The 21,875-nt window shown below is 68.9% G+C and carries 21 protein-coding genes; 19 read left to right on the forward strand and 2 right to left on the reverse strand.

The features are described from left to right. The first annotated feature begins 104 nt into the window (after positions 1-104). From O5M90_RS20690 to O5M90_RS20775, 18 genes are all read left to right on the forward strand, one after another. Positions 105-863, forward strand: a complete 759-nt coding sequence (locus tag O5M90_RS20690; protein ID WP_269838243.1) for a FadR/GntR family transcriptional regulator — start codon at positions 105-107, stop codon at positions 861-863. Next, positions 860-1,792 carry an L-threonate dehydrogenase gene (gene ltnD / locus O5M90_RS20695; protein ID WP_269838242.1) on the forward strand — a complete coding sequence of 311 codons (933 nt, stop codon included), beginning with the start codon at positions 860-862 and terminating at the stop codon, positions 1,790-1,792. Before O5M90_RS20690 ends, ltnD begins: the two co-directional genes overlap by 4 nt. Continuing rightward, positions 1,789-3,072 (forward strand): 3-oxo-tetronate kinase, encoded by a 1,284-nt coding sequence (otnK, locus tag O5M90_RS20700; protein ID WP_269838241.1) that lies wholly within the window; start codon positions 1,789-1,791, stop codon positions 3,070-3,072. The genes ltnD and otnK overlap by 4 nt, the downstream gene beginning before the upstream one ends. Then, a complete protein-coding gene (locus O5M90_RS20705) occupies positions 3,069-3,731 on the forward strand; it encodes a class II aldolase/adducin family protein (RefSeq protein WP_440402519.1) in 663 nt (220 codons plus the stop codon). Before otnK ends, O5M90_RS20705 begins: the two co-directional genes overlap by 4 nt. A gap of 13 nt (positions 3,732-3,744) precedes the next feature. After that, a complete protein-coding gene (otnI, locus tag O5M90_RS20710) occupies positions 3,745-4,533 on the forward strand; it encodes a 2-oxo-tetronate isomerase (RefSeq protein ID WP_269838239.1) in 789 nt (262 codons plus the stop codon). Next, positions 4,530-5,522, forward strand: a complete 993-nt coding sequence (gene denD, locus O5M90_RS20715) for a D-erythronate dehydrogenase (RefSeq protein WP_269838237.1) — start codon at positions 4,530-4,532, stop codon at positions 5,520-5,522. The genes otnI and denD overlap by 4 nt, the downstream gene beginning before the upstream one ends. A gap of 46 nt (positions 5,523-5,568) precedes the next feature. Beyond that, positions 5,569-6,549, forward strand: coding sequence for a TRAP transporter substrate-binding protein (locus O5M90_RS20720; RefSeq protein WP_440402311.1), 981 nt, complete (start codon positions 5,569-5,571; stop codon positions 6,547-6,549). 45 nt (positions 6,550-6,594) lie between these two features. Then, a complete protein-coding gene (locus O5M90_RS20725; protein ID WP_269838236.1) occupies positions 6,595-7,086 on the forward strand; it encodes a TRAP transporter small permease in 492 nt (163 codons plus the stop codon). 18 nt (positions 7,087-7,104) lie between these two features. Continuing rightward, positions 7,105-8,430, forward strand: a complete 1,326-nt coding sequence (locus O5M90_RS20730) for a TRAP transporter large permease (protein ID WP_269838235.1) — start codon at positions 7,105-7,107, stop codon at positions 8,428-8,430. A 76-nt stretch (positions 8,431-8,506) separates the two neighbouring features. Continuing rightward, the gene (locus O5M90_RS20735; protein ID WP_269838234.1) at positions 8,507-9,343 is read left to right on the forward strand and encodes a phosphogluconate dehydrogenase C-terminal domain-containing protein; all 837 of its coding nucleotides are present in this window, start codon (positions 8,507-8,509) and stop codon (positions 9,341-9,343) included. A 32-nt stretch (positions 9,344-9,375) separates the two neighbouring features. After that, entirely contained in the window at positions 9,376-10,359 is a 984-nt protein-coding gene (locus O5M90_RS20740) for a TRAP transporter substrate-binding protein (RefSeq protein WP_269838233.1), read from the forward strand. A gap of 8 nt (positions 10,360-10,367) precedes the next feature. Beyond that, positions 10,368-11,807 (forward strand): aldehyde dehydrogenase family protein, encoded by a 1,440-nt coding sequence (locus O5M90_RS20745; protein WP_440402520.1) that lies wholly within the window; start codon positions 10,368-10,370, stop codon positions 11,805-11,807. 12 nt (positions 11,808-11,819) lie between these two features. Next, positions 11,820-12,590, forward strand: coding sequence for an SDR family oxidoreductase (locus tag O5M90_RS20750; RefSeq protein ID WP_269838231.1), 771 nt, complete (start codon positions 11,820-11,822; stop codon positions 12,588-12,590). After that, the gene (locus O5M90_RS20755) at positions 12,590-13,834 is read left to right on the forward strand and encodes a ribulose-bisphosphate carboxylase large subunit family protein (RefSeq protein WP_269838230.1); all 1,245 of its coding nucleotides are present in this window, start codon (positions 12,590-12,592) and stop codon (positions 13,832-13,834) included. The genes O5M90_RS20750 and O5M90_RS20755 overlap by 1 nt, the downstream gene beginning before the upstream one ends. A gap of 5 nt (positions 13,835-13,839) precedes the next feature. Continuing rightward, complete coding sequence (oiaK, locus tag O5M90_RS20760) at positions 13,840-15,201, forward strand: 3-oxo-isoapionate kinase OiaK (protein WP_269838229.1); 1,362 nt, start codon at positions 13,840-13,842, stop codon at positions 15,199-15,201. After that, positions 15,198-15,929, forward strand: a complete 732-nt coding sequence (locus O5M90_RS20765; protein WP_137944715.1) for a transcriptional regulator NanR — start codon at positions 15,198-15,200, stop codon at positions 15,927-15,929. The genes oiaK and O5M90_RS20765 overlap by 4 nt, the downstream gene beginning before the upstream one ends. After that, positions 15,926-16,351, forward strand: a complete 426-nt coding sequence (locus O5M90_RS20770) for a hypothetical protein (RefSeq protein ID WP_269838228.1) — start codon at positions 15,926-15,928, stop codon at positions 16,349-16,351. Before O5M90_RS20765 ends, O5M90_RS20770 begins: the two co-directional genes overlap by 4 nt. A gap of 62 nt (positions 16,352-16,413) precedes the next feature. Then, a complete protein-coding gene (locus O5M90_RS20775) occupies positions 16,414-17,505 on the forward strand; it encodes a DUF3616 domain-containing protein (protein WP_269838227.1) in 1,092 nt (363 codons plus the stop codon). A 5-nt stretch (positions 17,506-17,510) separates the two neighbouring features. Here the strand turns inward: O5M90_RS20775 and O5M90_RS20780 are convergent, their stop codons facing one another. Both O5M90_RS20780 and O5M90_RS20785 read right to left on the reverse strand, forming a co-directional pair. After that, on the reverse strand, positions 17,511-17,927 hold the full coding sequence (locus tag O5M90_RS20780) for a PaaI family thioesterase (protein ID WP_269838226.1): 417 nt from the start codon (positions 17,925-17,927) through the stop codon (positions 17,511-17,513). Between the two features lie 56 nt (positions 17,928-17,983). Beyond that, the gene (locus O5M90_RS20785; protein ID WP_269838225.1) at positions 17,984-19,558 is read right to left on the reverse strand and encodes an ABC transporter substrate-binding protein; all 1,575 of its coding nucleotides are present in this window, start codon (positions 19,556-19,558) and stop codon (positions 17,984-17,986) included. A 254-nt stretch (positions 19,559-19,812) separates the two neighbouring features. On the opposite strand from O5M90_RS20785, the gene O5M90_RS20790 reads away from it, so the two are divergent. Next, entirely contained in the window at positions 19,813-21,867 is a 2,055-nt protein-coding gene (locus tag O5M90_RS20790) for a protein-disulfide reductase DsbD family protein (protein ID WP_332909452.1), read from the forward strand. The last annotated feature ends 8 nt before the right edge of the window (positions 21,868-21,875 follow it).

Consider the following 21,875-nt stretch of genomic DNA (forward strand, 5'->3'; position numbering starts at 1 on the left):
GCAAATCTGGAGTACCGCGCCGGCTCGGTCGCCAGGGTATCCCCCAGCAACGCTGCCTTTGCAAAGTTGTAGGATGACCTGATGAATTTCAGCTTCTTCCCATCGTGTCACTGAACGCCGCAGCGCACAGTGCGCCACGGCTGCAGGCCAGCCGCCTGTCCGACCGCCTCGCCGCCTTGCTGGCCGGGCAGATCGAGGCTGGCAGCCTGGCGCCAGGCGCCCGGCTGCCGACCGAGCAGCAGCTCAGCGAACTGCATGGCGTGTCGCGCACCGTGGTGCGCGAGGCGGTGCATCAGCTGAAGTCGCAGGGTCTCCTGATCTCGCGCCAGGGCTCGGGCGTCTATGTCGCGCCGCCGGCCGCCAACAAGCCGCTGGCCTTTGATCCGACGGTGCTGGAGTCGCTGCAGGCGGTGGCACAGATCGTCGAGGTGCGACGCGCGCTGGAAGGCGAGATCGCGGCGCTGGCGGCCGAGCGGGCCTCGCGGGCCCAGATTGCGGCGATACGCAAGGCCTTGCAGGCCATCGAGGTGGCCGTGGCCGCCGGTGGTGACGGGGTCGATCAAGACCTGGCCCTGCACCGCGCGATCGCCGAGGCCTCGGGCAATCCGCAGTTCGGCCGCCTGCTCGGCTTTCTGGAGCAGTATCTGCGCGAGGCGATGCGGGTCACGCGCGGCAATGAGGCGCGCCACCGCGGCTTTGCCGAGGCAGTGCGCCAGGAGCACAGCGCCCTGGTCGAGGCAATCGCGGCGCGCGATGCGCTGACGGCGCGGCGCGTGGCCACCGGCCATATGGAACAGGCGGCGAGGCGACTCGAGATCGCCGGCGTGCTGAAAGCCGGCAAGTCAACAAAGGCAAAGCAATGACGGCAGCACAGACAACAAGCGCGAAGACCCTGGGTGTGATCGGTCTGGGCTCGATGGGCTTCGGCGCGGCCGTATCGGCGCTGCGGCGCGGCGTGCCGACCTGGGGCCTGGATCTGACCGCCGCCGCGCGCGAGCGCTTCGCGGCCGAGGGCGGCTCGGCCACCGAGTCGCTGGCCGAGCTGGCCGCGCACTGCGATGTGGTCGTGGTGCTGGTGGTCAACGCCGTGCAGACCGAGCAGCTGCTGTTCGGCCATGGGACGGCCAAGGGCTTGAGCGAGCTGCTGAAGCCTGGCTCGGTGGTGGTCAGCTCGGCCACGGTCGACCCGACGCTGCCGCCGCTGTGGGAAGCACGCCTGGCCGAGCGCGGCCTGTGGCTGATCGACGGCCCGGTCTCGGGCGGCGCGAAGAAGGCGGCCGAGGGCCAGATGACGGTGATGGCCTCGGGCAAGCCCGAGGCTTTTGCGGCGGCCGGCGCGGCGCTGGACGCGATCGCCGGCAAGGTCTACCGGCTCGGCGACAAGGCCGGCGTCGGCTCCACCGTCAAGATGGTCAATCAGCATCTGGCCGGCGTGCATATCGCGGCGGCCTGCGAGGCGATGGCGCTGGGCATGCGGGCCGGCGCCGATCCGCGCCAGCTCTACGAAGTGATCTGCAACTCGGCCGGCAGCAGCTGGATGTTCCAGAACCGCGTGCCCCATATCCTCGATGGTGACTACCGGCCACTGTCGGCCGTCAATATCTTCATCAAGGACCTGGGCATCGTGCTGGACGCGGCGCGCAAGCTGCACTTCCCGCTGCCGCTGGCGGCCCAGGCCCACCAGCTCTATCTGGCCACCGCCGCCGCCGGCCATGGCGCCGAGGACGATGCGGCGGTGATCAAGTTCTATGCCGAACTGGCCGATATCGAGCTGCCGAAGGCGAGCGCATGAGGGCGCAACGCAGCAGCATCGTGCTCGGTGTGATCGCCGATGACTTCACCGGTGCGACCGATGTGGCCAGCATGCTGGTGCGCGCCGGCATGCGCACGCTGCAGCTGATCGGCGTGCCGGGCGAGGGCGATGCTCTGCCCGAGGCGGATGCGGTGGTCATCGCGCTGAAGTCGCGCACCACGCCGGCCGCCGAGGCGGTGGCCGAGTCGCTGGCGGCCTTGCGCTGGTTGCAGGCCGCCGGCGCGCGCCAGTTCTATTTCAAATACTGCTCCACTTTCGACTCCACCGCGGCCGGCAATATCGGCCCGGTGACCGAGGCGCTGATGGCGGCGCTGGGCACCGACTTCGCGATCGCCTGCCCGGCCTTCCCGGAGAACGGCCGCACGGTGTTCCGTGGCCATCTCTTCGTGGCCGACCAGCTACTCAGCGACTCGGCCATGCGCGATCACCCGTTGACGCCGATGCGGGATGCGAACCTGGTGCGCGTGCTGCAGCAGCAGGCGCCGCAGTCCCGCGTGGGCCTGCTGCGCTACGACAGCATCGCCCGGGGCGTGGCCGCGACGCGCGAGCGCATCGCGGCGCTGCGCGGCGAGGGCGTGCGCCTGGCCGTCGCCGATGCGATCGGCAACGAGGACCTGCGCGTGCTGGCCCAGGCCTGCGACGATCTGCCCTTGATCACCGCCGGCTCCGGCGTCGCGCTGGGCTTGCCCGAGGTCTATGCCGCGCGTGGCTGGCTCCAGCCCGATGCCGGCGCGGCCGTGTTGCCGGCGGTCGGCGGCGCGGCGGCGGTGCTGTCGGGCTCCTGCTCGGCGGCGACTAATGCGCAAGTCTGTCACTGGCTTGGTGATGGACGTCCGGGCTTCCAGATCGATGCGCTGGCATTGGCTGCCGGCGAAGCGCAAGCCGAGCAAGCCCTGGCCTGGGCGGCCCGGCAACCCGATCCGGTGCTGATCTATGCGACGGCGGAGCCCGCCGATGTGAAGGCGGTGCAAGAGGCCCTGGGCGTGGCGCGGGCCGGTCAGCTGGTCGAGCACTGTCTGGCCCAGATCGCGCAGGGCCTGGTCGAGCGTGGCGGCGTGCGCCGCCTGGTGGTGGCCGGCGGCGAGACCTCGGGCGCGGTGGTGCAGGCCCTGGGTGTGCGCTCGCTGCGCATCGGCGCGACGATTGATCCGGGCGTGCCCTGGACGCAGGCCGAGGGCCGGGCGCTGTTGCTGGCGCTGAAGTCCGGCAATTTCGGCAGCGTCGATTTCTTTGCCAAGGCGCTGGGGATGGTGAGCTGATGATGGACAGCTTGCGCACCGAGATCTGCCGCGTCGGCCGCTCGCTGTTTGAGCGCGGCTATGTGCATGCGACGGCCGGCAATATCAGCGTGCGCCTGCCCGATGAGCAGGGCTTTCTGATCACACCCACCGACGCCTGCCTGGGCTTTCTGAATCCGCAAGACCTGGCCCTGGTGGCGCTGGATGGTCAGCAGCTGTCCGGCGCGCGTGCCAGCAAGACCCTGGCGCTGCACCGGCGCATCTATGAGGCCGAGCCGCAGGCAGGCTGCGTGATCCACACGCACAGCAGCCATCTGGTGGCGCTGAGCCTGGCCGGCGTCTGGCGCGAGCAGGACATCCTGCCGCCGATCACGCCTTATTACGTGATGAAGGTCGGCCATGTGCCGCTGATCCGCTACCACCGGCCCGGCGACCCGGCCGCAGCCGAGGCCGCCGCCGCCGCGATCCTGCGGGCCCAGCGCAGCGGTGCACCGATTCGCGCACTGCTGATGGATCGGCTGGGTCCCAATGTCTGGCACGACTCGCCGGCCCAGGCGATGGCGGTGCTGGAAGAGCTGGAAGAGACCGCCCGGCTGTGGCTGATCAGTGATCCGAAGCCGGCACCGCTGAGCGATCAGCAGATCGACGAGCTGCGCCAGCATTTCGGCGCGCGCTGGTAAGAAGGAAAAACACATGCCCCGTTTCGCCGCCAATCTATCGATGATGTACACGGAGCATGATTTTCTCGACCGCTTCGCGGCGGCCGCGCACGATGGCTTCAAGGCGGTCGAGTACCTGTTTCCCTATGCCTTCGAGCGCGCCGAGCTGGCCGCGCGGCTGCGCGATGCCGGCTTGCGCCAGGTGCTGTTCAATGCCCCGCCCGGCGACTTCGAGGCCGGCGAACGCGGCATCGCGGCGCTGCCCGGCCGTGAGGACGAATTCCGGCGCGGCTTTGTCGAGCAGGCCCTGCCCTATGCCGAGGCCCTGGCCTGTCCGCGCATCCATGTGATGGCCGGCCTGCGCTCGGCCGGTGCCGTGCGCGAGACCTATCTGGCCAATCTGGCCTGGGCGGCCGGGCAGGCGAGGGCGCAAGGCCTTGAGGTGCTGATCGAGCCGATCAACACCCGCGACATTCCCGGCTATTTTTTGAACCGCCAGGACGAGGCCCATGCGCTGATCGCCGAGATCGGCGCGCCGAATCTGAAGCTGCAGATGGACCTCTATCACTGCCAGATCGTCGAGGGTGATCTGGCGACGAAGCTGCGCCGGTACCTGGTGCCCGGCGGTGCGGTGGGCCACATCCAGATCGCCGGCGTGCCGGATCGACACGAGCCCGATCTCGGCGAGCTGAACTATCCCTGGCTGTTCGCGCTGCTCGACGAGCTGGGCTACGCCGGCCATGTCGGCGCCGAGTACCGGCCGCGGGCAGGGACCTCGGCGGGCCTCGGCTGGTTCGCCCCCTACAAGGATTCCCAATCATGAAGCTCTTGATCACCGGCGGCGCCGGCTTCCTCGGCGCGCGCCTGGCGCGCACGCTGCTGGCGCGCGGCAGCCTGGCCGGCCAGCCCATCAGCGCGTTGGTGCTGGCCGATCTGTTCCCGCCGCCGGCCGATCTACTGGCCGATGCGCGCGTGCAGGCCCGCACCGGTGCCTTGCTCGATCAGTGCGCGGCGCTGGGTGCGGAGGGCTTCGACGGTGTGTTCCATCTGGCCTCGGCCGTGTCGGCCGAGTGCGAGGCCGATTTCGAGCTGGGCCTGCGCTCCAATCTCGACACGACCCGGGCCCTGCTCGACGCGCTGCGGGCGGCGCAGAAGCCGGCGCGCCTGGTGTTCGCCAGCTCGGTCGCGGTGTTCGGCTCCGACCCGGCGCTGCCGCTGCCGGCCGTGGTGCGCGACGACACCCTGCCGACGCCGCAGTCTTCTTATGGCATCCACAAATTCATCTGCGAGCAGCTGGTGGCCGACTACAGCCGCAAGGGCTTCATCGATGGCCGCACGGCGCGGCTGATGACGGTGTCGGTGCGGCCGGGCCGGCCCAATGGGGCGGCTTCCGGCTTTCTGTCGGCCATCATCCGCGAGCCCTTGGCGGGCCTGGACGCGGTCTGCCCGGTGGCGCCGGACACGGCGATTGCGCTGGCCTCGCCGGCCACCACCATTGACGGGCTGATCAAGGTCTATGAAGCCAGCCGCGAGGATTTCGGCGGCCGCACCGCCTTGAACCTGCCGGCGCTGACCGTCACCGTGCAGCAGATGCTGGACGCGCTGGCCACGGTGGCCGGGCCCGAGGCGGTGGCCCGCGTCAGCTTCCGGCCCGATGCCGGCGTGGCCCGCATGGTGGGCGGTTGGCCGGCCCGCTTCGAGTCGCCGCGCCAGGCGCGGCTGGGGCTCGCCCCCGACAGCGATTTTCTCAGCATCGTCAGGCAGTACCTGCAGGACAACCCCGCCGCCGTCAGCGTGCCGCTGCGGCTCTGACTTCCATTTCTTCAACCCTTCGCCATAGAAAAACAGGAGACAAACCATGACAAAGAACGCTATCCAAGGGGCCGCCCTGGCCCTCATCGCCATGACCGCCCTCACCGGCGCGGCCTCGGCCCAGACCGTGCTGAAGATCGGCTACGCGACCAGCAAGGAATCGCATTACGGCGTCGGCTCGACCGCCTTCTGCGACGAGATCGAGAAGGGCACGCAGGGTCGCTACAAATGCCAGCAGTTCCCCAGCTCGGCGCTGGGCGGCGAGCGTGAGCAGATCGAGGCGGTGCAGCTGGGCACGCAGGACCTGACCAACACCTCGACCGGCCCGCTGGGCAACTTCCTGCCCGAGGCCAAGATCTTCGACATCCCCTTCCTGTTCCGCGACTACAACCACGCGCGCCACACGATGGACGGACCCATCGGCCAGGACGTGCTGAAGAAGCTGCAGGGCAAGGGCCTGATCGGCCTGGCCTGGACCGAGAACGGCTTCCGCCACATGACCAATAGCAAGCGCGCCATCGTGCAGGCCAGCGACGCGTCGGGCCTGAAGCTGCGCACGATGGAGAACAAGGTGCATATGGAGGGCTACAAGACCTTCGGCCTGCTGCCCACGCCGATGCCCTTCCCGGAGCTGTTCACCGCGCTGCAGCAGGGCACGGTCGACGGTCAGGAGAACCCGATCCCGGTGATCCTGTCGTCCAAGTTCTCGCAGGTGCAAAAGCATCTGTCGCTGACCGGCCACGTCTACTCGCCGGCCGTGCTGCTGCTGTCGCCGACGGTCTGGAACAAGCTCAACGACGCTGACAAGAAGGTCTTCATGGAAGCGGCCGCCAAGGGCGCTGCGGCGCAGCGCAAAAAGGTCAACGACGACGAGAACAGCGGCATCGCCCAGCTGAAGAAGGACGGCATGCAGGTGGTCGAGAAGGTCGATGGCGACAGCTTCCGCAAGGCGGTGGCCCCGGCCTATGCCGGCTTCGCCAAGGAATTCGGCGCCGACAAGATCGCCGCCATCCAGGCCGTCAAGTAAATCCTCAGCCCGGCGCGCCCACACGGGCGCGCCCCAGGAGTCGTGATGCGTGAAATCTTGTTGGCGGTGGACCGCCGGCTGAGCAATCTGTCCCTGCATGTGGCCTGTGTGCTGCTGGCCGTGATCAGCTGCCTGGGGATGTGGCAGGTGGTGTCGCGTTTCGTGCTGTCCCAGCCCTCGACCTGGACCGAGGAGGCCATGCGCCGCCTCTTGATCTGGTGCGTGATGCTGGGCGTGGTCGTGGCCTTCCGGCGCGGCGCGCTGGTGTCGGTGGACCTGATGCTGCGCCTGAGCAAGGGAGCCTGGCGGCATGTCGTGCGCGTGGTGATCACCGTCAGCTCGCTGACCTTTCTGGGCGTGCTGCTGTGGTTCGGTATCGATCTGGCCTGGCGTGTGCGCTTCCAGACCTTTGCCAGCATGGAGATCTCGATGGCCTGGGCCTATGCGGCGCTGCCGGTGGGCGCCGCGCTGGCCATCGTCGCGGTGCTGGCCCAGCACCTGGATCCGATCAATGAAGAGCTGGAATTGGCTCAATAAGACTACAGGTTCCGCATCATGTCCCTGACTCTGATGATCACGATGCTGCTGGCCTTTGCCTTCAGCATCTCCATTGCCGTGGCCATCGGCGGCTCGGCGATGCTGGGCATCGCGCTGTTCGATCCCGACAAGCTGGTGCTCGCACCGAAGGAGATGTTCACCGCGATCGACAAGTTCCCGCTGGCGGCCGTGCCCTTCTTCATCCTGGCCGGCAATCTGATGGAGAACGGCGGCATCTCGCGCCGCCTGGTCGAGTTCGCCAAGTCGCTGGTGGGCGGCGTGCAGGGCGGCCTGCCGATGACCTGCGTGCTGACCTGCATGATCTTCGCGGCGGTGTCGGGCTCCTCGGTGGCCACCACCTTCGCGATCGGCGCCATCCTGATTCCGGCGCTGATCAAGCATGGCTATCCGCGCGAGTACGCGGCGGCGCTGCAGGCCACCTCGGCCGAGCTGGGCGTCATCATCCCGCCCTCGATTCCGATGATTCTGTTCGGCGTCTCGGCCGAGGTCTCGATCGGCGAGCTCTTCATTGCCGGCATCGGCCCGGGCCTGCTGATCGGCGGCGTGCTGATGCTGTTTGTGCATCTGTACTGCCGCTGGAAGGGCTGGGGCCTGCAGGACGGCGATGGCCGGCTGGGCGTCGGCGCGGCCACCTTGCAGGCCGGCTGGGCGCTCCTGATGCCCGTCATCATCCTGGGCGGCATCTATGGCGGCATCTTCACGCCCACCGAGGCCTCGGTGGTGGCGGTGTTCTATGCGCTGATCGTCGGCCTGCTGATCCACCGCGAGCTCAGCCTGAAGGACCTGATCCCGGTGTTCCGCAAATCGGTGATCTCCAGCGCGGTGATCATGTTCATCATCGCCAACGCCGGCCTGTTCGCCTATCTGGTCACGCGCGCCGGCATTCCCGAGGCGCTGGGCACCTGGCTGACCGAGGTGCTGAAGTCGCCGATGTGGTTCCTCTTGGGCGTCAATGCCGCGTTGTTCGTGATCGGCATGTTCATCGAGACCTCGGCCGCCATCATCGTGCTGGCGCCCATCCTGGTGCCGGTGGCCGTGCACTTCGGCGTGGACCCGGTGCACTTCGGGATGATCATGGTCGTCAACCTGGCACTCGGCATGATCACGCCGCCCTTCGGCGTCAATCTGTTCGCGGCCTGCACGGTGGCCAGGATCTCGCTGGACCGCATCGTCAAGTACCTGCTGCCCTTTGTGCTGGTCATCATCGGCTGCCTGATGCTGATCACCTATCTACCGCCGATCAGCCTGGCGCTGCGCGATCTGGTCTATGCGCCGGCGGCCGTCGTGGCGCCGCAGCCGGCACCGGCCATCGGGCCGCAGTAGGCGGCAAGGGTTTTCCACGGTGTTGCGATGATGTGCTCATCATACCATCAGGCCACAACAAGCCTGGAGACATGAGATGAGCACTGGCACCACCATCGCGCTGTTCGGCGCCGGCGGCAAGATGGGCTACCGCCTGAGCCGCAATCTGATCGGCTCGGCCTACGAGGTGCGCCATGTCGAGCCCGGCGCCGGCGGTCGCCAGCGGCTCAAGGACGAACTGGGCATCGCCTGCGTCTCGGCCGAGGCCGCGCTGGACGGGGCCGAGGTCGTGATCCTGGCCGTGCCCGACACCTTGATCGGCAAGCTCTCGCACGAGATCGCGCCGCTGCTCAAGCCCGGCACGATGGTGATGACCTTGGACGCCGCCGCGCCCTTCGCCGGCCATCTGCCCGAGCGGCCCGATCTGGTCTATTTCGTCGCCCATCCCTGCCATCCCCCGATCTTCAACGACGAGAGCACGCCCGAGGGCCGGCGCGATTTCTTCGGCGGCCTGCATGCCAAGCAGTCGGTGGTCAGCGCGCTGATGCAGGGGACCGATGGTGACTTCGCGCTGGGCGAGGACATCGCCAAGACCATTTACGCCCCCATCCTGCGCTCCTACCGGCTGAGCGTCGAGCAAATGGCGCTGCTGGAGCCGGGCCTGTCCGAGACCGTCTGCGCGACCCTGCTGGACGTGATGCGCGAGGGCATGGACGAGGTCGTCAAGCGCGGCGTGCCGGCCGAGGCGGCGCGCGACTTCCTTTTGGGCCATATGACCATCCTCGCGGCAGTGATCTTCAAGGAGATCCCGGGCCAGTTCTCCGACGCCTGCAACAAGGCCATCGCCTTCGGCAAGCCGCGATTGATGCGCGAGGACTGGAAGGGCGTGTTCGATCGCCCCGAGATCGCCGACAGCATCCAGCGCATCACCTGATGACGCCACGCCCCTACACAACGGAGACAGCCATGCAAACAAAGCAACACCGTCTTTGCCGCGCCACCCTGCTGGCGGCCCTCGCCGTCCTGACTGGCACGGCCGGTGCACAAACCGTGCTGAAGATCGGCTACACGCCGGCCAAGGATTCGCACTACTGGGTCGGCTCGGTGGCCTTCTGCGACGAGGTCGAGAAGGGCACGCAGGGCCGCTACAAATGCCAGCAGTTTCCGAACTCGGCGCTGGGCGGCGAGCGCGAGCAGATCGAGGCGGTGCAACTGGGCACGCAGGATCTCGTGAACGCCTCGACTGGCGCACTCGGCAACTTCGTGCCCGAGACCAAGATCGTTGACATCCCCTTTCTGTTTCGCGACTACGAGCATGCGCGGCACACGATGGACGGCCCCATCGGCCAGGACCTGCTGAAGAAGATGCAGGCCAAGGGCTTGATCGGCCTGGCCTGGACCGAAAACGGCTTCCGCCACATGACCAATAACAAGCGCCCCATCATGACGGCCGGCGACGCGGCCGGCCTGAAGGTGCGCACGATGGAGAACAAGGTCCATATGGACGGCTACAAGACCTTCGGTCTGCTGCCCACGCCGATGGCCTTTCCCGAGCTGTTCACCGCGCTGCAGCAGGGCACGGTCGACGGGCAGGAGAACCCGATCCCGGTGATCCTGTCGGCCAAGTTCGCCCAGGTGCAGAAGTACCTGTCGCTGACCGGCCATGTCTACTCGCCGGCCGTGATCATCGTGTCGCCCAATGTCTGGAACAAGCTCTCCGAGGCCGACAAGAAGGTCTTCGTCGCGGCCGCCCAGGTGGGTGCGATCGCGCAGCGCAAAAAGGTCAACGAGGACGAGGCCACCGGCATCGCCCAGCTGCGCAAGGACGGCATGCAGGTGATCGAGAAGGTCGATGGCGAGAGCTTCCGCAAGGCGGTGGCGCCGGCCTATGCGGCCTTCGCGAAAGAGTTCGGTGCCGACAAGATCGCAGCGATCCAGGCGGTGCGTTGATGATGGACCTGAAGCCCCAACTCAATCTGATCGCCGGCGAGCATGGCGCCGCCTTCTCGGGTCTGCGCATCGACGTGCTGGACCCGTCCGATGGCCGGGTCTTCACCAGCCTGCCGCGCAGCGATGCGCGCGATATCGATGCCGCAGTGCAGGCGGCGCGCGCCGCCTTCCACGGCGCCTGGGGCCGCTGCACGGCTACCGAGCGCGGCCGCATCCTGACGAAGCTGTCGGCACTGATCCTGCAGCACCATGAGGAGTTGTCGCTGCTGGAGTGCGCCGACACCGGCAAGCCTATCCAGCAGGCCAAGGCCGACATCACCGCCTGCGCGCGCTACTTCGAGTACTACGGCGGCGCGGCCGACAAGCTGCATGGCGAGAGCATTCCCTATGCGGCCGGCAGCACCGTGATCGCCGTGCGCGTGCCGCATGGCGTGACCGGCCACATCATCCCCTGGAACTACCCGGCGCAGATCTTCGGTCGCTCGGTCGGCGGCGCGCTGGCGGCCGGCAATGCCTGCGTCGTCAAGCCGGCCGAGGATGCCTGCCTGAGCCCGCTGCGCATTGCCGCGCTGGCGCTGCAGGCTGGCCTGCCGGCTGGTGCCCTGAACATCGTCTGCGGGCTGGGCGTCGAGGCCGGCGCCGCGCTGGCCGCCCATACCGGCATCAACCACATCTCCTTCACCGGCTCGCCGCAGACCGGCACCGCAGTGGCCCAGGCCGCTGCGGCCAACCATGTGCCGGTGACCCTGGAGCTGGGCGGCAAGTCGCCGCAACTCCTGTTCGCCGATGCCGATCTGGACAAGGCCCTGCCGGTGGTGGTCAACGCCATCGTGCAGAACGCCGGCCAGACCTGCGCGGCCGGCAGCCGCGTGCTGATCGAGCGCAGCATCTACGACACGGTGATCGCGCAGCTGAAGGCGCGCTTCGAGGCGCTGACGACCGGTGCCGGCAAGACCGGCCCCGACTGCGGCCCGCTGATCAACCGCCGCCAGCTGGACCGCGTGTCCGCGATGATCGATGCGGCGCTGGCCGACGGCATCCAGCTCGCGGCCCGCGCCAAGCTGGCCGCCGATGCGCCGGCCGGCGGTTTCTACTTCCCGCCCATGCTCTTGAACGCCGTGCCCAGCGAACACCCGGTCGCGCAGATGGAGGTTTTCGGTCCGGTGCTGGCGGCCTTTGCCTTCGACAGCGAGGACGAGGCGATTGAGTTGGCCAACGGCACGCCCTTCGGCCTGACCGCCGCGGTCTGGACCCGCGACGGCGCGCGCCAGCTGCGTGCCGCGCACCGCATCGAGGCCGGCCAGGTCTTTGTCAACAACTACGGCGCCGGCGGCGGCATCGAGCTGCCCTTCGGCGGCATGAAGCATTCGGGTTATGGCCGCGAGAAAGCCTTTGAGGGGCTGCGCAGCTTCACGACCATCAAGACCATTGCCATCCAACACGGCTGAGGAGACTTAGAGATGAGCGAAACCAAGAAACTGCAGGACCGCGTGGCCATCGTGACCGGGGCCGGCGGCGGCTTCGGCGAGGGCATTGCCAAGCTCTTCGCCGAGCTGGGTGCCAAGGTGGTCGTGGCCGACTGGCGCTTCGATGCGGCCGAGAAGGTGGCCGCGGAGATCGAGGCGGCCGGTGGCAAGGCCATCCCCGTGCATGCCGATGTGACGAAGAACGAGTCGGTCGCTGCGATGGTGGCCGCCACCGTCCAGCACTATGGCCGCGTCGACATCCTGATCAACAACGCCGGCACCACGCACAAGAACCAGCCGATGCTGGAGGTCGACGAGGCGACCTTCGACCGCGTCTACGCGACCAATGTGAAAAGCATCTATCTGGGCGCGATCCACACCGTGCCGCTGTTCAAGAAGCAGCGCCGCGGCGTCATCATCAATATCGCGTCGACCGCAGGCCTGCGCCCGCGGCCAGGCCTGTCCTGGTACAGCGGTACCAAGGGCGCGGCGATCACGCTGACCAAGGGCATGGCGATCGAGCTGGCGCCCGAGGGCATACGCGTCTGCGCGATCAATCCGGTGATGGGGGCGACCGGCCTGATCCAGGACTTCCTGCCCGGCGAGGACAGCGAGGCCACGCGGGCCAAGATCATCGCGACCATCCCAATGGGCCGCATGTCGACCCCGCTGGACATCGCCAAGGCCACGGCCTTTCTGGCCAGCGACGACGCGGAGTTCATCACCGGCGTCGCGCTCGAAGTGGATGGCGGCCGCTGCATCTGATGAGCGGTGAACGCATCCACGCCAGCTACTGGCTGGAGACCGGCGATGACCCGCGCCGCGCGGCCGAGGTCATCGCCGGCGAGCAGTCCAGCGGCACTTTTCTCGCGCTGGCGGCCGAGACGCCGGCGCTGAAGGCGCGGGCCGGCGCGCGAGTCGAGCAGCTGGAGGTCATCGATACCAGCGATCAGCCCAGCCTGCCCGGCGGCATGCCGAGCAAGCGCTACACCCGCTGCAAGCTGGAACTGTCTTGGCCGCTGGAGAACCTCGGCCCCTCGCTGCCGAATCTGATCGCGACGATTGCCGGCAATCTGTTCGAGCTGCGCCAGGTCTCGGGTCTGCGCATCACCGATCTGCGGCTGCCGCCGGCCTTTGCCGCCGCCTATGCCGGCCCGGCCTTCGGCATCGCCGGCACGCGGGCGCTGGCCGGGGTGCCGACCGGGCCGCTGATCGGCACCATCATCAAGCCCAGCGTGGGGCTGAACCCCGAGGAGACGGCCGAGCAGGTGCGCCAGCTGGTGGCCGGCGGCATCGACTTCATCAAGGACGACGAGCTGCAGGCCGATGGCCCGCATTGCCCCTTCGAGGAGCGGGTGCGCGCGGTGATGGCCGTCGTCAACGCGGCCGCCGACAAGCTCGGCCGCAAGCCCATGGTGGCCTTCAATCTGAGCGGTGATCTGGACCAGATGCGGCGCCGCCATGATCTCGTGCAATCGCTCGGCGGCAGCTGCGTGATGGTCAGCCTCAATGCGGTGGGCCTGGTCGGCCTGACCGAGCTGCGCCGCCATGCCCAGCTGCCAATCCACGGCCACCGCGCCGGCTGGGGCTGGCTGAGCCGCTGCCCGGCGCTGGGCTGGGACTATGCGCCCTGGCAGCAGATCCAGCGCTTGGCCGGTGCCGACCATCTGCATGTCAACGGCCTGGCCAACAAGTTCAGCGAGCCCGACGACAGCGTGATCGCGGCCGCGCGCGCGGTGCTGCAGCCGCTGTTTGAGCGGGCGGCTATGGCCGCGATGCCGGTCTTCAGCTCGGGCCAGACCGGGCTGCAGGCACCCGGCACCTATGCGGCGCTGGGCACGGCCGATCTGATCCACGCCGCCGGCGGCGGCATCTTCGGCCATCCCGGCGGCATCGCGGCCGGCGTCACCGCCTTCCGCCAGGCCTGGGCCGCGGCGATGGCCGGCACGCCCTTGCAGGACCATGCCCGCGAGCACGCCGAGCTGCGCGAGGCGCTGGGCTTCTGGTGAGCGTGATGGATGCAGGCAAGACCTGGCCCCCGGGCCTGCTGCTGAGCTATTACGGCGACGATTTCACCGGCTCCACCGATGTGATGGAGGCCTTCACCGCCGCCGGTGTGCCGACGCTGCTGTTCCTGCGCCCGCCCACGCACGAGTGGCTGCAGCGCTTTCCGGGCCTGCGCTGCGTGGGCCTGGCCGGCCAGTCGCGCGGGCAGAGCCCCTCCTGGATGAATGCGAACCTGCCGGCCGCTTTCGCCAGCCTGGCCGCGCTCGGTGCACCGCTGCTGCAGTACAAGATCTGCTCGACCTTCGACTCCTCGCCCGCGGTCGGCTCGATAGGCCGCGCGATCGATCTCGGTGTGCCGCTGATGCCCCAGGGCCGCTGGTCGCCGATGGTGGTCGGTGCGCCGCGTCTGGCGCGCTACCAGGTCTTCGGGAATCTGTTCGCGGCCGTCAACGGTGTCGGCCACCGGCTGGACCGCCACCCGACCATGTCGCGCCATCCGGTCACGCCGATGGCCGAGTCCGATCTGCGCTTGCATCTGAGCGCGCAGACGCCCCGACGCATCGAGCTGGTCGATATGGTGCGGCTGCGCCAGGGGGCGGATCTGCAAAGCCTGCTGGGAGAGGACGTGCCGGTCGTGCTGATCGATGTGCTGGATGAGGAGACCCTGGCCGAGGCCGGCCGGCTGATCTGGCAGCGGCGCGGCGCGGGGCTGTTCAGTGCCTCGTCCTCGGGCCTGCAGTACGCGCTGGCCGCGCACTGGCGCCGCGAGGGCTTGCTGCCGGCCCAGCCAGGGCTGCCGGTGGCCGCGCCGGTGGACCGCATCGCGGTGGTCAGCGGCAGCTGCTCGCCGGTCACCGCGGCGCAGATCGCGCGGGCCGCTCAGCAGGGCTTTGCCTGCGAGCGGCTGGACCTGCCGCGCCTGCTGGCCTGGCCCGAGGCCGAGATCGAGCGCGCCGTGGCCGCCGCGCTCACGGCACTGGCCGAGGGGCAGAGCCCGCTGGTCTATTCGGCCACCGGCCCGGACGATCCGGCCGTGCTCAGCTCCGATGCCACAGCCGCCGAGCAGGTGGGCCGCGGCCTGGCCGCGCTGATGCGCCGGCTGCTGGACCGCGCGCCCCAGCGCCTGACGCGCATCGCGGTGGCCGGCGGCGACAGCTCGGGCGCGGTGGCCAGCGCGCTGGATATCGCGGCCTTGAGCGTGGTGGCAGGTCTTGCCCCCGGTGCGCCGCTGTGCCGCGCCTGGTCGGACCACAGCGCACGCGATGGCTTGGAGATCGTGCTGAAGGGCGGCCAGATGGGCGGCGCCGACTTCTTCGCCGATGTGCGGCAGGGCAAGAGCAGGCATGTGTTAACTTCCGCCGCGCCATGACAGCCGCCGAATCCCCCATCCACCGTCGAAAGCTCTATCAGGAGGTGCTGGACCGCCTGATGGAGCGCATCCGCAGCGGCGAGATCGCGCCCGGTGCGCAGCTGCCGGCCGAGCGCGAGCTGATGGAGTTCTACGGCGTCGGCCGGCCGGCGGTGCGCGAGGCCCTGCAGGCGCTGGAGCGCTCGGGCATTGTCGAGATCAGCCATGGCGAGCGGGCTCGCGTTGTCGTGCCGACGGCCGGCAGCCTGATCGAGCAGATCGCCGGCGGCGCCCGTCACCTGCTGCATATGCAGCCGGACAGCCTGGAACATCTGAAGGAAGCGCGCATCTTTCTGGAGACCGGCATGGCCCGCCTGGCCGCCGAGCGGGCGACCGAGGACGACATCGCCCGGCTGCGCCAGCGCCTGGACGAGCACCGCGCCTCGATGGCCAATCTCGGCAAGTTTCTCGAGTTCGATATGGCCTTTCATCGCGAGATCGCCCGCATCAGCGGCAACCCGATCTTCCCGGCGATTGTCGAGGCCTTGTTTGGTTGGGCCAGCGAGTACTACCAGCCCCTGGTGCGCGCGCCGGGTGCCGAGGAGCTGACCTTGAGCGAGCACCGGCGCATCGTCGAGGCGATTGCCGCCCGCCAACCGGCCGCCGCCGAGCAGGCGATGCGCGAGCACCTGACGCGGGCCAATGCGCTGTATCGCCAGCTTGGCGTGGCCGGCAAGCCGCAGCGATGAGCATGATGTCGCCGCTGCAACAAGAATGGACCCTGCTGCAAACGCAGCACGAGCAATACGAACGCGGCGCGCTGCTGATCAAGCTGGCCGGCGTCGCGCTGTTCGCGCTCGGTCTGGCCTGGCGGATCGGCCCGCATTGGCTGGGCCTGGTGGCGCTGCTGCTGTGGGGGCAGGAGGCGATGCTGAAGACCTACCAGGCCCGTATCGGCGCGCGCCTGCTGCGCGTCGAGCAAGGCCTGCTGCCGGCTGCCGCGGCGGATCGGCAAGCGCTGGCGGCCTTCCAACTGCACAGTGAGTGGGCCGCGTCCCGGCCCGGCGGGCTGGCCCTGCTGGGCGGCTATGCGCGCAGCGCCTGCAAGCCGACCGTGGCCTTTCCGCACGCGCTGCTGCTGCTGGCCAGCCTCGCGCTGAGCCTGCGCTGAAAGCCTGCTGCCCGCTTGCGGGCCTGTTGCATGATGGTGGCCTCGTGTCCTGGAGCCTCCTCATGCCCCGATCCCGCAGCGCCAATGCCGTCCGCCTGGAATTTGCCTCGGCCTCCCTGGTCCACACCAATCTCTCCGGCGCGGCCTTCAGCGGCGATTTTCTGTGGGTCGCCGGCGATGAGGCCTGCGGGGTGGACCGGCTGCGTCGGCTCGAGCCGGTCGGGGCCGAGCGGCTGCGCTTCGGCGAGGCCCGCGATTTTCCGCTGGCCGACTTGCTGGACCTGCCCGGCGCTGCCGACGAGGAGGCCGATCTGGAGGGCCTGGCCGTGGTGGACGACTGGCTCTGGCTGGTCGGCTCGCACGGGCTCAAGCGCAAGAACATCAAACCCGGGCGCGACGATGCCGAAAATGCCAAGCGCCTGGCCAAGCTCTCGCTCGACGGCAACCGGCGCCTGCTGGCCCGGGTGCCTATCGAGGCGGGTGCCGATGGCTCGCCCTGCCTGGTGCGCGAGGCTCGCGATGGCCGTCGCGCGCAGCGCCTGAAGGGCGATGCCGAAGGCAATCAGCTGAGCCGGCTGCTGGCCGATGACCCGCATATCGGCCCTTTCATGGCCATTCCGGGCAAGGACAACGGCTTCGATATCGAGGGCCTGGCGATTGCCGGCCAGCGCCTGCTGCTGGGCCTGCGCGGCCCGGTGCTGCGCGGCTGGTCGGCGCTGCTGGAGATCGAGGTCGAGGCGCGTGGCGAGCAGCTGCGGCTGCTGCCCCTGGACGAGCAGGGCAGACTGTACCGCAAGCACTTCCTGCAGTTGCAGGGGCTGGGCGTGCGCGATCTGCATTTCAGCGGCGACGACCTCTACATCCTCGCCGGGCCGACCATGGTGCTGGACGGGGAGATCCGCCTGTTTCTATGGCCCAGCGCGCGCGTCGCGCTGGCGGCCAACAGTGCGCCGGTACGCTTCGAGGCGACCGCGCTGAGCGAAGCCATCACCTTGCCCCATGGCCAGGGCTGCAACCGTGCCGAAGCGCTGTGCGCCGTGCCGCCGGAGCTGCTGGCGGGCAAGCCCGGCTGGCTGGTGCTCTACGACGCGCCGGGCGAGGACCGCCGCGACGGCGAGCTGACGGTGTTCGGCGACCTGCTGCGGCGCGCCTGAACCGCTCAGGCCTTGGGGTAGAGAATCATCTGCGTGCAGCGGAAGACCGCCAGGGTCTTGCCGCTGTCGCGATGCTTGACGACGGCGTCCCAGACCTGGGTCGTGCGGCCCAGGTGCACGCCGGTGGCCTGGCAGTCCAGCATGCCCTCGCGCGCCGTGCCCAGATGGTTGGACTTCAGCTCGACGGTGGTGAAGTTCTGCGCGCCCTCGGGCAGGCTGGCGATGCAGCCATAGCCACAGGCGGTGTCGGCCAGGGTCACGAGGCTGCCTGCATGCAGATAGCCGTTGGGCGCCATCAGGTGCGGGGCCACGGCCAGCTCGGCGCTGACCGCGCCCGGCGCGACGGCGGTGATCACGATGCCCAGATGGCCGGGCAGCTTGCCTTCGCCGCGTTGATTGAAGTGCTCGGGGGTGGGCGTCATCGCAGAGTGATCCTGTGGGCGGTCGGGAGCGCCATTGTGCCGCCCGACCGGTCTTTTTACTTGGCGCCCACCGTCACCCAGCGCACTTCCAGCCAGTTGTCAGGGCGGTGTACCACCGAGACATGGCTGCGCGCTGCCCACGGGATGAACTGGCGGTGCAGCGGGATGTAGTGGACCTGCTCGGCCTGGCGCTTGAAGACCTGCTTGATCAGGGCCTTGCGCTTGTCGGCGTCGGGTTCGACGCTGGAGGCGGCGGCCAGCGCGTCGAGTTCGTCGTCCTTGAAGTTGCCGCGGTTGTACTCGCCGACGCCCTTCTCGCCGCGGTTGCGGTAGTGCGAGGTGAAGATGCTCTCGGGGTCGGTGATCGAGCCGCCCCAGCCGAACAGATAGATCGAGGTGTCGAGCTTCTCGACCTTGTTGAAGAACTGTGCCTTCGGTTGGGCCAGCACCTTGGTCTTGATGCCGATCTTGGCCCATTGCGAGGCCAGGGTCACGCAGATGCGCTCGTCGTTGACATAGCGGTTGTTGGGGCAATCGAGCTGCACCTCGAAGCCCTGCGGGTAGCCGGCCTCGGCCAGCAGCTTCTTCGCGGCCTCGGCGTCAAAGGGCAGGCGGCGCTCGATCTCGGGGTCGTTGAAGCTGCCCAGCGGCGAGGGCACGACCGCGCCGGTGGGCGCGGCCTGGCCGTTCATCAGCTTGGTCTTGATGGTCTCGATGTCGATGGCCTGATAGAGCGCGCGCCGCACGCGCTGGTCCTTCAGCGGGTTCTTGCCCTTGACGCTGCTGTAGAGCAGCTCGTCGCGGCCCTGGTCCAGGCCGAGAAAGATGATGCGGTTCTCGGGGCCGTTGATGACCTTGACGCCGGGCGTGACGGCCAGCTTCTCCAGATCGCGCGGCGAGGGGTCGAGCACGAAATCGACCTCGCCCGAGACCAGCGCGGCGGTGCGGGTCGCGTCGCTCTTGATCGGCGTGTAGACGATCTCCTGCACATTGCCCTCGATCTTGCCCCAGTAGGCCGGGTTGCGCTTGTAGACCGTCTTGTTGTCCGGCGCGCGGCTGACCAGCTGGAAAGGGCCGGTGCCATTGGTGTTGAAGGCGGCGTAGCTCTCTTCCTTGTTCGCGAAGTCCTGGGTCTTGGTGGCCTTGTTGGCCTCGGCCCAGCCCTTGCTCATGATGTAGAGCGTGTTGATGTGCTCCAGAAAGATCGGGTTGACCTTGGGCAGATTGAATTCGACGGTCAGCTCATCGATCTTGCGGGCCGTGCCCAGCGTATTGGCATAGACGGCGATCTGCGAGCTGGGCTGCTTGGCCCGCTCCAGCGAGAACACCACATCGTCGGCCGTCAGTGCCCGGCCGTCATGGAACTTGACGCCCGGGCGCAGCTTGAAGGTCCATTTCAGCGGGCCGTTCTGCTTCCATTCGGTGGCCAGTTGGGGCACCAGGTTCAGCTGCTTGTCGCGCGCGATCAGGAATTCATAGACCTGGCCGTTGAACACATTGGTCAGCGACTCGTTCTGCGCATAGGGGTCCAGGGTCAGCGGATCGCCAGCGCCGGCCCAGCGCAGGGTCTGGGCCTGGGACAGCAGGGCGGCGCTCAGCAGGCTCAGCGCCAGCAAGGTCTTCTTGGTCAACACAGCTCCTATGAATATCGGTCAGCCAGTCTACGCAGAGCCGCCGGCCCGCATGCGCGCAATGCCTATTTGCTTATTCGCATAGCGCGCAAAGCGGCTTGGCGGGGCGTCATCGGCCGGTCGAGAAGCTCACCGATACTCGGGGTCTTCCGTCATACCCTAGAGTGCAAGGAATCCCATTGCGCTCCGACAGACCCTGCATGACCTTTGCTGTCCGCCTCCTTTTCTCCAGGCTTGTGCTGAGTGTTTCGGCCTTGTTGTTCCCCCTGCTGGCCGCCGCCCAGGGGGCGGTCGTCACCACCGAGCAGGTGCGCGCCGAATTGGTGGCCCATGCGCCCGAGGGCCTGGAGCCCGGCAAGCCGGCCTGGCTGGGCCTCTTGATCAAGCATCAGCCGCACTGGCACACCTACTGGCGCAATCCCGGCGACTCCGGCCTGCCGACGCGGATGGACTGGCAACTGCCGGCCGGGGTCACGGTCGGCGAGATCCAGTGGCCGACGCCGCAGCGCCTGCCGGTCGGCCCGCTGGTCAATTACGGCTACGAGGGCGAGCTGCTGCTGGCCGTGCCGCTGACCATAGGCCCCGAGTTCAAGGGCGGCAGCCTGAAGCTGCAGATGCTGGCCGATTGGCTGGTCTGCAAGGAGGTGTGCATTCCGGAGTCGGGCGAGTTTTCGCTGGAGCTGCCGGCCGCCGCCGCGACGGCCGGCCATGCGGCGCAGTTCGAGCGCGCCCGCGCCGGTCTGCCGCAGGCGCTGCAGGCGCGCATCGCGGCCGCGGTCGAGGGGCCGCAGCTAGCCCTGCGCATCGACGGTCTGCCGGCCGCCTGGCGCGGCCGCGAGCTGCAGGCCTTCCCCGAGGAGGCCGGTGTGTTCGACCACGCCGCCGCGCCGACCCTGCAATGGGAGGGCGAAGTGCTGAAGCTGCGCCTGCCGCTGTCGGCCCAGCGCAGCGAAAGCCCGGCGGCTCTGCAACTGGTGCTGCGTCCGGCCGGTGAACCTGGCGCGCGCTTGGCCTATGCCGTCGCGGCCTGGCCGGCCGGCGTGGCCGCCGCGCCCGCGCCGGCGCTGCAGCCGGTCACGGCCGTGCCCGAAGAGGAGCCCAAGTCGGTCGGCCTGGCCCTGCTGCTGGCCTTTGCCGGCGGCCTGCTGCTGAATCTGATGCCTTGCGTGTTCCCGGTGCTGTCGCTGAAGGTGCTGGGCTTTGCCCAGCATGCGACAGATCGGCGGGTGCTGGTGGCCGGGGGCCTGGCCTACACGGCTGGCGTGGTCCTGAGTTTTCTGGCGCTGGCCGGCCTGCTGCTGGCGCTGCGCGCCGGCGGGGCCCAGCTGGGCTGGGGCTTTCAGCTGCAGTCGCCTGGCTTTGTCGCGGCGTTGGCCCTGCTGTTCGGCGTGATCGGGCTGAACCTGCTGGGCGTGTTCGAGTTCCGCGCCGTGCTGCCGGGCAATCTGGCCGGCCTGCGCGCCGCCAACCCGGTGCTGGACCATGGCCTGACCGGCGTGCTGGCGGTGGCTGTGGCCTCGCCCTGCACCGCGCCCTTCATGGGCGTGGCGCTGGGCGCAGCGCTGACCCTGCCGACCTGGCAGGCGCTGGCCGTGTTTGCCGCGCTGGGCCTGGGCATGGCCGCGCCCTATCTGGCCGCCAGCCTGTGGCCGGGCCTGGCGCGTGCGCTGCCGCGGCCGGGCGCCTGGATGCGGCATTTCAAGGTGCTGATGGCCTTCCCGATGTTCGCCACCGTGCTGTGGCTGCTGTGGGTGCTGGGCCAGCAGGTCGGCATCGACGGTGCGGTGGCCCTGCTGGGCGTGCTGCTGGCGCTGGCGCTGGCGGCCTGGGTGTTCAGTGCGCCGGACCTGGCACGGCGCGGCCGCCAGATCCTCGGCACGCTGTCGCTGGCCCTGGTGGCCGCGACCGCGCTGTGGGCCTGGCCGGCGCTGCGCGAGCCGCCGCCTGCGGCCTCGGCCGAGGCGGCTGCGCAGGGTTGGCAGGCCTGGTCGCCGGAGCGGGTGCAGGCCGCCCAGGCGGCCGGTCAGCCCGTGCTGGTGGACTTCACCGCCGCCTGGTGTGTGACCTGCCAGTTCAACAAGCGCACCACGCTGGCCGACAGCCAGCTGCTGGCCGATATGCAGGCCAAGAATGTGCTGCTGCTGCGCGCCGACTGGACCCGCCGCGATGCCGCGATCACGCAGGCGCTGCGCAGCCTGGGCCGCAGCGGCGTGCCGGTCTACGCCGTCTATCTGCCGGGCGCGGCCGCGCCGCAGCTGCTGCCCGAGATCCTCAGCCTCGCGACTGTTCGTGAGGCGCTTTCACTCTGACCCTCAAC

It is taken from the genome of Paucibacter sp. M5-1 (assembly GCF_027498415.2).
Classification (GTDB): domain Bacteria; phylum Pseudomonadota; class Gammaproteobacteria; order Burkholderiales; family Burkholderiaceae_C; genus Roseateles_E.

Excerpts from the sequence above, each read along its gene's own strand:
- ltnD (WP_269838242.1), top strand. The coding sequence starts at position 860 with ATGACGGCAGCACAGACAACAAGCGCGAAGACCCTGGGTGTGATCGGT.
- otnK (WP_269838241.1), top strand. The coding sequence starts at position 1,789 with ATGAGGGCGCAACGCAGCAGCATCGTGCTCGGTGTGATCGCCGATGAC.
- otnI (WP_269838239.1), top strand. The coding sequence starts at position 3,745 with ATGCCCCGTTTCGCCGCCAATCTATCGATGATGTACACGGAGCATGAT.
- denD (WP_269838237.1), top strand. The coding sequence starts at position 4,530 with ATGAAGCTCTTGATCACCGGCGGCGCCGGCTTCCTCGGCGCGCGCCTG.
- O5M90_RS20720 (WP_440402311.1), top strand. The coding sequence starts at position 5,569 with ATGACAAAGAACGCTATCCAAGGGGCCGCCCTGGCCCTCATCGCCATG.
- O5M90_RS20725 (WP_269838236.1), top strand. The coding sequence starts at position 6,595 with ATGCGTGAAATCTTGTTGGCGGTGGACCGCCGGCTGAGCAATCTGTCC.
- O5M90_RS20730 (WP_269838235.1), top strand. The coding sequence starts at position 7,105 with ATGTCCCTGACTCTGATGATCACGATGCTGCTGGCCTTTGCCTTCAGC.
- O5M90_RS20735 (WP_269838234.1), top strand. The coding sequence starts at position 8,507 with ATGAGCACTGGCACCACCATCGCGCTGTTCGGCGCCGGCGGCAAGATG.
- O5M90_RS20740 (WP_269838233.1), top strand. The coding sequence starts at position 9,376 with ATGCAAACAAAGCAACACCGTCTTTGCCGCGCCACCCTGCTGGCGGCC.
- O5M90_RS20750 (WP_269838231.1), top strand. The coding sequence starts at position 11,820 with ATGAGCGAAACCAAGAAACTGCAGGACCGCGTGGCCATCGTGACCGGG.
- O5M90_RS20755 (WP_269838230.1), top strand. The coding sequence starts at position 12,590 with ATGAGCGGTGAACGCATCCACGCCAGCTACTGGCTGGAGACCGGCGAT.
- oiaK (WP_269838229.1), top strand. The coding sequence starts at position 13,840 with ATGGATGCAGGCAAGACCTGGCCCCCGGGCCTGCTGCTGAGCTATTAC.
- O5M90_RS20765 (WP_137944715.1), top strand. The coding sequence starts at position 15,198 with ATGACAGCCGCCGAATCCCCCATCCACCGTCGAAAGCTCTATCAGGAG.
- O5M90_RS20770 (WP_269838228.1), top strand. The coding sequence starts at position 15,926 with ATGAGCATGATGTCGCCGCTGCAACAAGAATGGACCCTGCTGCAAACG.
- O5M90_RS20775 (WP_269838227.1), top strand. The coding sequence starts at position 16,414 with ATGCCCCGATCCCGCAGCGCCAATGCCGTCCGCCTGGAATTTGCCTCG.
- O5M90_RS20780 (WP_269838226.1), bottom strand. The coding sequence starts at position 17,927 with ATGACGCCCACCCCCGAGCACTTCAATCAACGCGGCGAAGGCAAGCTG.